We start from the raw sequence: 8,678 nt of genomic DNA, 5'->3' as shown, positions 1-8,678 counted from the left end.
CACCAAGTTCGAAGCCGAGGCCTATATCCTGACCAAGGAAGAAGGCGGCCGTCACACGCCGTTCTTCGCGAACTACCGTCCGCAGTTCTACTTCCGCACGACCGACGTGACGGGCACGGTTGAACTGCCGGAAGGCACCGAAATGGTGATGCCGGGCGACAACCTGAAGTTCAACGTCACGCTGATCGCCCCGATCGCGATGGAAGAAAAACTGCGCTTCGCCATCCGCGAAGGCGGCCGCACCGTCGGCGCAGGCGTTGTGTCCAAGATCATCGCCTGATAAGAACCCGCGGCGCGCCCGAATCGGCGCGCCGCACCTGCCTGCCTGATAACAACAAGCTGAACCTATGGAACGGGCCGTTTGCGCCCGTTTTACGTTCCGAAGGACAAAGAAATGCAAGGTCAAACCATTCGCATTCGGCTGAAGGCCTTCGATTACCGCGTGCTGGACGCCAGCACCCAGGAAATCGTCAACACGGCCAAGCGGACCGGCGCCCAAGTGCGCGGCCCGATTCCCCTGCCGAACAAGATCGAGAAATTCACCGTTCTCCGCGGTCCGCACATCGACAAGAAGTCGCGTGACCAGTGGGAAATCCGGACGCACAAGCGTCTGCTCGATATCGTCGATCCGACCCCGCAGACCGTGGACGCGCTGATGAAGCTCGACCTCGCTGCTGGCGTCGACGTCGAAATCAAAGTGTAAGGGGGCATCACGATGCGCTCTGGCGTTATTGCAAAGAAGCTGGGCATGACCCGGCTGTTCCTCGAGGATGGCAAGCAGGTTCCTGTGACCGTCCTTCAACTCGACAACCTTCAGGTCGTGGCGCAACGCACCGCCGACAAAGACGGCTACACGGCCGTTCAGTTGGGTGTCGGCTCGGCCAAGGCCAAGCGGACCTCGGCTGCCATGCGCGGCCACTTCGCCAAGGCCAATGTCGAACCCAAGCGTAAGATCGCGGAATTCCGGGTGACCCCGGACAACCTGATCGAAGTCGGCGAAGAGATCATTGCGGATCACTATTTCGCAGGTCAGTTCGTTGACGTGGCGGGCACCTCGATCGGTAAAGGTTTTGCCGGTGCGATGAAGCGTCACAACTTCGGCGGTCTGCGGGCCTCGCACGGTGTGTCGGTTTCGCACCGTTCGCACGGTTCGACCGGTCAGTGCCAGGACCCCGGCAAGGTGTTCAAGGGCAAGAAGATGGCTGGCCATCTGGGTTCGGTCCGTGTGACCACGCAGAACCTGCAAGTTGTGCGCACCGATGCTGACCGTGGTCTGATCATGGTCAAAGGCGCTGTTCCCGGTTCCAAAGGTGGCTGGGTCACGATCAAGGACGCGGTGAAGAAGCCCGAGCCCGAGAGCGCGATCCGTCCGGCTGCTCTGCGGTCGGCTGCGCGTGCTGCTGCTGCGGCTGCTGCCGAAGCTGCTGCTGCCGCTGCTGCCGAGGAAGAAGCCGCCCGCAAGGCCGCTGAAGCCGCCGCACTGGCCCAGCAGGAAGCCCGTGCCGAGGAGTTGGGCGTTGAAGAGCGTCTGTCGCCCGAGCAGCACGAAGCCGGCGAAGGCAAGGGAGACGACAAATGAAACTCGACGTGATCAAACTTGATGGCGCCTCGGCCGGGTCGATCGATCTGGACGAAGCCCTGTTCGGTCTGGACCCGCGTGCAGACATTCTGCACCGTGTCGTGCGGTGGCAGCGCGCCAAGGCGCAGGCTGGCACCCATTCGACGCTGACCCGCGCCGAAGTGTCCTACTCGACCAAGAAGATCTACCGCCAAAAAGGCACCGGTGGCGCACGCCACGGGTCGCGCAAGGCGCCGATCTTCCGCAAGGGTGGTGTCACCAAGGGCCCGACCCCGCGCAGCCACGCCCATGACCTTCCCAAGAAGGTGCGTGCTTTGGGTCTGCGCCACGCGCTGTCGGCCAAGGCCAAAGCGGGTGAGCTGATGATCGTGGATACGCTGGCGATGGCGGAAGCCAAGACCGCGATCCTTGCCAAGCAGGCCAAGGAGTTGGGCTGGAAGCGCGTTCTGATCATCGACGGCGCTGCCGTTGACCAGAACTTCGCCGCCGCTGCCCGCAACCTGGAAGGCATCGACGTGCTGCCGACGATGGGCGCAAACGTCTATGACATCCTGCGTCGTGACACGCTGGTCATCACCAAGGCCGGCCTCGAAGCACTGGAGGCTCGTCTGAAATGAGCGCGAAACCCCAACATTACGACCTGATCAAAAAGCCGATCATCACGGAAAAGGCCACCATGGCCTCGGAAAATGGTGCGGTTGTGTTTCAGGTTGCCATGGATGCGACCAAGCCGCAGATCAAAGAGGCCGTTGAGGCCGTCTTTGGTGTGAAGGTGAAGGCGGTCAACACCACCATCACCAAGGGCAAGGTCAAGCGTTTCCGCGGTCGCCCCGGCGAGCGCAGCGACAAGAAAAAGGCCTATGTCACCCTTGAAGAGGGCAACACGATCGACGTGTCCACCGGACTCTGATCGTCTTGACAAACCAAAGAAAAGGCCCTGCGCAAGCGGGGCCTTTTGCCTTTTGTAGTGACTTTTGTTGTCGTTACGCTTACCGTTAGCCCATCGACTATTGGGGCGATCTACATGTTTTTTAATTTCGATTTCATCGTGATTATGGTCATCGGTGCTCTGATTGGTGGCTCATACGGTTTCTTAACCAGACAGAGGGCGCAAAGCCCGCTTGTCGGAAGACTCTTGAGAGTTCTCTTGGGCGGTTTGATCTGCGCCACGCTTTTGGTCGTGGGGTACGTAGTTTTGATGTTCGTCACGGTGATATTGGTCTGGGATTAATGTCGCCGTCGCCTGGCAGGGTGTGAATGTTGGAATGTGCCCTTTGATTTGGCGTCACACCCCTTGACCTCATCCCCCAACCCGCCTATTGCACCCCATCGGTTTTGCCCCGGGATTCGTTCCGGGGCTTTTCCGTTGTTCTTGGCCTTGGCTGGGAACCTCGACTGGGGACCTTCGGGGCCCTGTAAGCCGGGGACCTTCGGGGCCCTATAACGCGGGTCTGTAACAGCAGACCCTTTAGCTGACGGAAGACAGAAAGCATGGCACTCAAGTCGTATAAGCCGACGACGCCTGGCCAGCGTGGGCTGGTTCTGATCGACCGTTCGGAGCTGTGGAAAGGCCGTCCGGTCAAAGCCCTTGTTGAGGGTTTGACCAAGACTGGTGGCCGGAACAACACCGGACGTATCACAATGTGGCACAAGGGCGGCGGCGCGAAGCGTCTGTATCGCATTGTGGATTTCAAGCGTCGCAAGTTCGATATTGCTGCGGTCGTCGAGCGGATTGAATACGATCCGAACCGCACCGCGTTCATCGCGCTCGTGAAATATGCGGATGGGGAATTGTCCTACATCCTGGCCCCGCAGCGTCTGGCCGTGGGTGACAGCGTGATCGCTGGCGCCAAGACCGACGTCAAGCCGGGCAACGCCATGCCGTTCTCGGGCATGCCGATCGGGACCATTGTTCACAACGTCGAACTGAAGCCTGGCAAGGGCGGTCAGTTGGCCCGTGCAGCTGGCACCTATGCCCAGTTCGTCGGCCGTGACGGTGGCTATGCCCAGATCCGCCTGTCGTCGGGCGAGCTGCGCATGGTGCGTCAGGAATGCATGGCTGCCATCGGTGCCGTGTCGAACGCTGACCATTCGAACCAGAACCTCGGCAAAGCCGGTCGTAAGCGCCACATGGGTGTGCGTCCGACCGTTCGCGGCGTGGCTATGAACCCGATCGACCACCCGCACGGTGGTGGTGAAGGCCGGACCTCGGGTGGCCGTCACCCGGTTACCCCGTGGGGCAAGGGCACCAAGGGCAACCGCACCCGGTCGAACAAAGAGACGGACAAGTACATCGTCCGCTCGCGTCACGCCAAGAAAAAAGGGCGCTAATCCATGTCACGTTCTATTTGGAAAGGCCCGTTCGTCGATGGCTACGTCCTGAAAAAGGCCGAAAAAGCGCGCGAGTCGGGCAAAAGCGAAGTGATCAAGATCTGGTCGCGTCGTTCCACCATCCTGCCGCAATTCGTGGGTTTGACCTTTGGCGTCTACAACGGCCAAAAGCACATTCCGGTTGCCGTTACCGAAGATATGATCGGCCAGAAGTTCGGTGAATATTCGCCGACCCGGACCTATTACGGTCACGCCGCCGACAAGAAAGCCAAGAGGAAGTAAGCCATGGGTAAGGAAAAGAATCCGCGCCGCGTGGCGGACAACGAAGCAATGGCGATCAGCCGCATGCTTCGCACCTCGCCGCAGAAACTGAATCTCGTTGCCGGTCTGATCCGCGGCAAGAAGGTTGAAAAGGCTTTGGCCGATCTGACCTTCTCGAAGCGCCGGATCGCGCAGGACGTGAAGAAGTGCCTGCAGTCGGCGATTGCAAACGCTGAGAACAACCACGGCCTGGACGTCGATAATCTGATCGTCGCCGAAGCCTGGTGCGGCAAGAACCTTGTGATGAAGCGGGGCCGTCCGCGGGCTCGTGGCCGTTTCGGCAAGATCATGAAGCCGTTCAGCGAAATCACCATCAAGGTGCGTCAGACCGGGGAGTCGGCATAATGGGACAGAAGGTAAACCCGATCGGGATGCGCCTGCAGGTCAACCGGACCTGGGATAGCCGTTGGTTTGCAGAGTCGAAAGACTATGGCAACCTGCTGCTGGAAGACCTCAAGATGCGCGAATTCATCCATGAGGAAGCCAAGCAGGCCGGCATCAGCCGCGTGATCATCGAGCGTCCGCACAAGAAGTGCCGCGTGACGATCCATGCTGCCCGCCCCGGTGTGATCATCGGCAAGAAAGGCGCTGACATTGAAACGCTTCGCAAGAAGCTGTCGGCCTTCACCTCGTCGGAACTGCACCTGAACATCGTCGAAGTGCGCAAGCCGGAACTTGACGCCCAACTGGTGGCCGAGTCGATCGCCCAGCAGATGGAACGTCGCGTGTCGTTCCGTCGCGCCATGAAGCGCGGCGTGCAAAACGCCATGCGGATCGGTGCCCTTGGTATTCGTGTGAACGTCGCTGGCCGTCTGGGCGGCGCCGAGATCGCACGGACCGAATGGTATCGTGAAGGCCGCGTTCCGTTGCACACCCTGCGTGCCGACATCGACTATGCGCTGTCGGAAGCCAAGACCCCCTACGGGATCATTGGTGTGAAGGTGTGGATCTTCAAAGGCGAGATCATGGAGCATGATCCCCAGGCCCGTGACCGCCGTGCGGCGGAAGCACAGGAAGGGGCAGCCCCTCGTCAGCCGCGTCGCGATCGCGAACGCGCGTAAGGGAGTAGAAAGAAATGCTGCAACCCAAACGGACAAAGTTCCGCAAACAGCACAAGGGCCGTATTCATGGCGAAGCCAAAGGCGGCTTCCTGCTGAACTTCGGCTCGTTCGCCCTCAAGGCTACGGAACCTGAGCGTGTGACTGCACGCCAGATCGAAGCAGCCCGTCGTGCGATCACCCGTCACATGAAGCGTCAAGGCCGCGTCTGGATTCGGATTTTCCCGGATCTGCCGGTTTCGGCCAAGCCCATCGAAGTGCGTATGGGTAAAGGTAAGGGCTCGGTTGACCGGTGGGTCGCCAAGGTCAAGCCGGGCCGTATCATGTTCGAGATCGACGGTGTGTCGGAAGTCATCGCGCGCGAGGCCCTGCGCCTTGGTGCCATGAAGCTTCCGGTCACGACCCGCGTCGTCGCTCGCGAGGACTGGTAAGGCTGTCGGGCTGAAGCCCGACCTACGCTATCGGCCCCCGCTGGAAACGGCGGGGGCTTTTTGTTTCAAAGCCCCCCGAGGAAGACATGCCCACCACATCGCTGTTCGTCACCAAGTTGTATCGCGCCAGGCTGAACGATCTGGCCAAGAAAAAGGTCGATTACGAAGAGCTGGCTGCCTCGTGCAATGCCATTGCCGAGGATGACGAGGCCGGGCAGGATTGGTGTGAGGCGAATGGCTATCCGGGCTATACCTCTTATGCCTCGCTGGATGATCTGCCCTGGCGCTTTCCGATCTTCAAGGCGCTGGAAGCCGCGCTGGACAAGCATGTGGCGGCGTTTTGTGACGATCTGGCCTTTGATCTGGATGGCAAGAAGCTGAAGCTGAACGCCCTGTGGATCAACATTCTGCCCGAGGGGGGAACGCATGCCAGCCATATTCACCCGCATTCGGTGATTTCGGGCACCACCTATGTGCAGATGCCCGAGGGCACCAGCTCGCTGAAGCTGGAAGACCCGCGGCTGCCGATGATGATGATGTCACCCCTGCGCCGCAAGGAGGCGCCCGAGGAACTGCGGCAGTTTGTCTATGTCGCGCCGGTGGTGGGCGATGTGCTGCTGTGGGAAAGCTGGCTGCGCCATGAAGTGCCGATGAACATGTCGGAAGAAGAGCGGATCTCGGTCAGTTTCAACTATGGTTGGGCCTGAAGGGCAGATTGTGCTTGCCCCGCTGGGCCTTCCCCCCTATAGGAACGCATCCAGCGGTTCCGAGGCGACTCGGAATCTTTGGTCTATCATTGATCCACCGGGTTCAAAGTTACCCTGACTCAGGGGCTTTCTGGTGATTGAGAAAAGGAAGAGGCGCATGAACGCCAAAGAACTGCACGGCAAAACGCCGGACCAGCTGCGTGATCAGCTTGTTTCACTGAAAAAGGAAGCCTTCAATCTGCGCTTCCAGGCCGCAACGAACCAGCTTGAGAACACCGCCCGCATGCGCGCCGTCCGTCGTGACGCTGCCCGTGTGCTGACCGTTCTCAATCAAAAAGCTGCTGAAGCAGCGAAGTAAGAGGTCAAACCCATGCCCAAGCGTATCCTTCAAGGCGTCGTGACCTCGGACAAGAACGAACAGACCATCACGGTTCTGGTCGAGCGTCGCTTCAAGCACCCGTTGCTGCAAAAAACCGTTCGTAAGTCGAAGAAATATCGTGCTCATGATGCGGAAAACAAATTCAAGGTTGGTGACACCGTTCGTATCGAAGAATGTGCGCCGATTTCGAAAACCAAGCGCTGGACCGTGGTTGTCGGGGCCTGAGGCCCCCTCACCATTGTCTTGCGGCAATCGAAACCCTGGGGCCGTCACCTGCATGACTGTCTCCAAAGGTCGGGAGTAACCCTATGATCCAGATGCAGACCAATCTGGATGTTGCTGATAACTCTGGCGCTCGCCGAGTTCAGTGCATCAAGGTTCTGGGCGGTTCGCACCGCCGCTATGCTTCTGTGGGCGACATCATCGTGGTGTCGGTCAAAGAAGCCATTCCGAAAGGCCGTGTGAAAAAAGGCGACGTGCGTAAAGCCGTGGTCGTTCGCACCGCCAAGGAAGTTCGCCGTGAAGACGGCACCGCCATCCGTTTTGACCGCAACGCTGCCGTCATCCTGAACAACCAGGGTGAACCGGTGGGCACGCGTATCTTCGGGCCGGTTGTGCGTGAACTTCGCGCCAAGAACTTCATGAAGATCATCTCGCTGGCTCCGGAGGTGCTCTGATGGCTGCGAAACTTAAAAAGGGCGATACCGTGATCGTCCTCACCGGCAAGGACAAGGGCAAGAAGGGGGAAATCACCTCTGTCTCGCCCAAGGACGGCAAGGCCGTTGTCGAAGGCATCAATGTTGCGATCCGTCACACCAAGCAATCTGCTGGTGCCCAGGGTGGCCGCATGCCGAAGGCAATGCCGATCGACCTGTCGAACCTTGCTTTGATGGACAAAGAAGGTAAGGCCACCCGCGTCGGTTTCCGTATGGAAGGCGACAAGAAGGTGCGTTTTGCCAAGACCACCGGGGAGGCGATCTGATGCTGGATCAAGCCACTTACACTCCGCGTCTTAAGGCCGTTTACGCTTCGACCATTCGCCCTGCGATGAAAGAAGAGTTCGGCTACAAGAACGACCTGATGATCCCTCGTCTGGACAAGATCGTTCTGAACATGGGCGTTGGCGAAGCTGTCAAAGACACCAAAAAGGTGAAACAGGCAGCCGAAGACCTGACGCTGATCGCCGGCCAGAAGGCTGTTGTGACCCATGCCAAGAAATCGATCGCTGGTTTCCGCGTGCGTGAAGAAATGCCGCTGGGGTGCAAAGTTACCCTGCGTGGCGACCGTATGTATGAATTCCTCGACCGTCTGATCAACGTCGCTCTGCCCCGCGTTCGCGACTTCCGCGGCGTGAAAGGCACCTCGTTTGACGGCCGTGGCAACTATGCCATGGGCCTGAAAGAACACATCGTGTTCACCGAGATCGACTTTGACAAGGTGGACGAAGTGCTTGGCATGGACATCATCATGTGCACCACCGCCAAGACCGACGCAGAAGCCAAGGCGCTGTTGAAGCATTTCAACATGCCCTTCACGTCGTAATCGCGAGGACCCAGAGATATGGCAAAAAAATCCATGGTGAACCGCGAAGTGAAACGCGCCAAGCTGGTCAAGCAATATGCTGGCAAGCGCGCTTCCCTGAAAGCGGTGATCGACGACCAAAGCAAGCCGATGGAAGAGCGCTTCCGCGCCACCCTGAAACTGGCTGAACTGCCCCGCAACTCGTCTGCTGTGCGTCTGCACAACCGCTGCCAGCTGACGGGCCGCCCGCATGCTTACTATCGTAAGCTGAAACTGTCGCGGATCATGCTGCGTGAACTGGCCTCGTTTGGTCAGATCCCGGGCATGGTCAAGTCCAGCTGGTAAGGGAGA

17 protein-coding genes are annotated in these 8,678 nt (G+C 59.2%); all 17 read left to right on the top strand.

Annotated features, from left to right (window positions below; genetic code table 11):
• Positions 1-280, top strand: a 280-nt coding sequence (locus V3C85_RS14880; RefSeq protein WP_445941961.1) for an EF-Tu C-terminal domain-related protein, incomplete at its 5' end; no start/stop codon positions are given.
• A 114-nt stretch (positions 281-394) separates the two neighbouring features.
• Positions 395-703: a 30S ribosomal protein S10 gene (gene rpsJ, locus V3C85_RS14875; protein WP_023666234.1), complete on the top strand. Its 309-nt coding sequence runs from the start codon at positions 395-397 to the stop codon at positions 701-703.
• A 12-nt stretch (positions 704-715) separates the two neighbouring features.
• Entirely contained in the window at positions 716-1,579 is an 864-nt protein-coding gene (gene rplC / locus V3C85_RS14870) for a 50S ribosomal protein L3 (protein WP_331796027.1), read from the top strand.
• A complete protein-coding gene (gene rplD / locus V3C85_RS14865) occupies positions 1,576-2,196 on the top strand; it encodes a 50S ribosomal protein L4 (protein ID WP_331796026.1) in 621 nt (206 codons plus the stop codon). Before rplC ends, rplD begins: the two co-directional genes overlap by 4 nt.
• Positions 2,193-2,489 carry a 50S ribosomal protein L23 gene (locus tag V3C85_RS14860; protein ID WP_331796025.1) on the top strand — a complete coding sequence of 99 codons (297 nt, stop codon included), beginning with the start codon at positions 2,193-2,195 and terminating at the stop codon, positions 2,487-2,489. The genes rplD and V3C85_RS14860 overlap by 4 nt, the downstream gene beginning before the upstream one ends.
• Before the next feature lie 581 nt (positions 2,490-3,070).
• Positions 3,071-3,910, top strand: coding sequence for a 50S ribosomal protein L2 (gene rplB / locus V3C85_RS14855; protein WP_331796024.1), 840 nt, complete (start codon positions 3,071-3,073; stop codon positions 3,908-3,910).
• Between the two features lie 3 nt (positions 3,911-3,913).
• Positions 3,914-4,192 (top strand): 30S ribosomal protein S19, encoded by a 279-nt coding sequence (gene rpsS, locus V3C85_RS14850; RefSeq protein WP_331796023.1) that lies wholly within the window; start codon positions 3,914-3,916, stop codon positions 4,190-4,192.
• A 3-nt stretch (positions 4,193-4,195) separates the two neighbouring features.
• Positions 4,196-4,576, top strand: coding sequence for a 50S ribosomal protein L22 (gene rplV / locus V3C85_RS14845; protein ID WP_331796022.1), 381 nt, complete (start codon positions 4,196-4,198; stop codon positions 4,574-4,576).
• A complete protein-coding gene (gene rpsC, locus V3C85_RS14840) occupies positions 4,576-5,292 on the top strand; it encodes a 30S ribosomal protein S3 (protein WP_331796021.1) in 717 nt (238 codons plus the stop codon). Before rplV ends, rpsC begins: the two co-directional genes overlap by 1 nt.
• Before the next feature lie 14 nt (positions 5,293-5,306).
• Entirely contained in the window at positions 5,307-5,720 is a 414-nt protein-coding gene (rplP, locus tag V3C85_RS14835) for a 50S ribosomal protein L16 (protein ID WP_331796019.1), read from the top strand.
• 86 nt (positions 5,721-5,806) lie between these two features.
• Positions 5,807-6,427, top strand: coding sequence for a TIGR02466 family protein (locus tag V3C85_RS14830; protein ID WP_331796017.1), 621 nt, complete (start codon positions 5,807-5,809; stop codon positions 6,425-6,427).
• Between the two features lie 157 nt (positions 6,428-6,584).
• Positions 6,585-6,785 (top strand): 50S ribosomal protein L29, encoded by a 201-nt coding sequence (gene rpmC, locus V3C85_RS14825; RefSeq protein WP_331796016.1) that lies wholly within the window; start codon positions 6,585-6,587, stop codon positions 6,783-6,785.
• 12 nt (positions 6,786-6,797) lie between these two features.
• On the top strand, positions 6,798-7,031 hold the full coding sequence (gene rpsQ, locus V3C85_RS14820; RefSeq protein WP_331796015.1) for a 30S ribosomal protein S17: 234 nt from the start codon (positions 6,798-6,800) through the stop codon (positions 7,029-7,031).
• A gap of 83 nt (positions 7,032-7,114) precedes the next feature.
• A complete protein-coding gene (rplN, locus tag V3C85_RS14815; protein ID WP_013066055.1) occupies positions 7,115-7,483 on the top strand; it encodes a 50S ribosomal protein L14 in 369 nt (122 codons plus the stop codon).
• On the top strand, positions 7,483-7,788 hold the full coding sequence (gene rplX / locus V3C85_RS14810; protein WP_331795991.1) for a 50S ribosomal protein L24: 306 nt from the start codon (positions 7,483-7,485) through the stop codon (positions 7,786-7,788). The genes rplN and rplX overlap by 1 nt, the downstream gene beginning before the upstream one ends.
• Positions 7,788-8,348, top strand: a complete 561-nt coding sequence (rplE, locus tag V3C85_RS14805; RefSeq protein ID WP_331795990.1) for a 50S ribosomal protein L5 — start codon at positions 7,788-7,790, stop codon at positions 8,346-8,348. The genes rplX and rplE overlap by 1 nt, the downstream gene beginning before the upstream one ends.
• Before the next feature lie 18 nt (positions 8,349-8,366).
• The gene (rpsN, locus tag V3C85_RS14800) at positions 8,367-8,672 is read left to right on the top strand and encodes a 30S ribosomal protein S14 (RefSeq protein ID WP_331795989.1); all 306 of its coding nucleotides are present in this window, start codon (positions 8,367-8,369) and stop codon (positions 8,670-8,672) included.
• The last annotated feature ends 6 nt before the right edge of the window (positions 8,673-8,678 follow it).

The sequence above is a fragment of the Pseudotabrizicola sp. L79 genome (assembly GCF_036553525.1).
Classification (GTDB): Bacteria; Pseudomonadota; Alphaproteobacteria; order Rhodobacterales; family Rhodobacteraceae; genus Pseudotabrizicola.
This window is presented reverse-complemented; position numbering and strand designations above follow the sequence as displayed.

Coding starts and splice junctions, on each gene's coding strand:
- rpsJ (WP_023666234.1), top strand. CDS start 395: ATGCAAGGTCAAACCATTCGCATTCGGCTGAAGGCCTTCGATTACCGC.
- rplC (WP_331796027.1), top strand. CDS start 716: ATGCGCTCTGGCGTTATTGCAAAGAAGCTGGGCATGACCCGGCTGTTC.
- rplD (WP_331796026.1), top strand. CDS start 1,576: ATGAAACTCGACGTGATCAAACTTGATGGCGCCTCGGCCGGGTCGATC.
- V3C85_RS14860 (WP_331796025.1), top strand. CDS start 2,193: ATGAGCGCGAAACCCCAACATTACGACCTGATCAAAAAGCCGATCATC.
- rplB (WP_331796024.1), top strand. CDS start 3,071: ATGGCACTCAAGTCGTATAAGCCGACGACGCCTGGCCAGCGTGGGCTG.
- rpsS (WP_331796023.1), top strand. CDS start 3,914: ATGTCACGTTCTATTTGGAAAGGCCCGTTCGTCGATGGCTACGTCCTG.
- rplV (WP_331796022.1), top strand. CDS start 4,196: ATGGGTAAGGAAAAGAATCCGCGCCGCGTGGCGGACAACGAAGCAATG.
- rpsC (WP_331796021.1), top strand. CDS start 4,576: ATGGGACAGAAGGTAAACCCGATCGGGATGCGCCTGCAGGTCAACCGG.
- rplP (WP_331796019.1), top strand. CDS start 5,307: ATGCTGCAACCCAAACGGACAAAGTTCCGCAAACAGCACAAGGGCCGT.
- V3C85_RS14830 (WP_331796017.1), top strand. CDS start 5,807: ATGCCCACCACATCGCTGTTCGTCACCAAGTTGTATCGCGCCAGGCTG.
- rpmC (WP_331796016.1), top strand. CDS start 6,585: ATGAACGCCAAAGAACTGCACGGCAAAACGCCGGACCAGCTGCGTGAT.
- rpsQ (WP_331796015.1), top strand. CDS start 6,798: ATGCCCAAGCGTATCCTTCAAGGCGTCGTGACCTCGGACAAGAACGAA.
- rplN (WP_013066055.1), top strand. CDS start 7,115: ATGATCCAGATGCAGACCAATCTGGATGTTGCTGATAACTCTGGCGCT.
- rplX (WP_331795991.1), top strand. CDS start 7,483: ATGGCTGCGAAACTTAAAAAGGGCGATACCGTGATCGTCCTCACCGGC.
- rplE (WP_331795990.1), top strand. CDS start 7,788: ATGCTGGATCAAGCCACTTACACTCCGCGTCTTAAGGCCGTTTACGCT.
- rpsN (WP_331795989.1), top strand. CDS start 8,367: ATGGCAAAAAAATCCATGGTGAACCGCGAAGTGAAACGCGCCAAGCTG.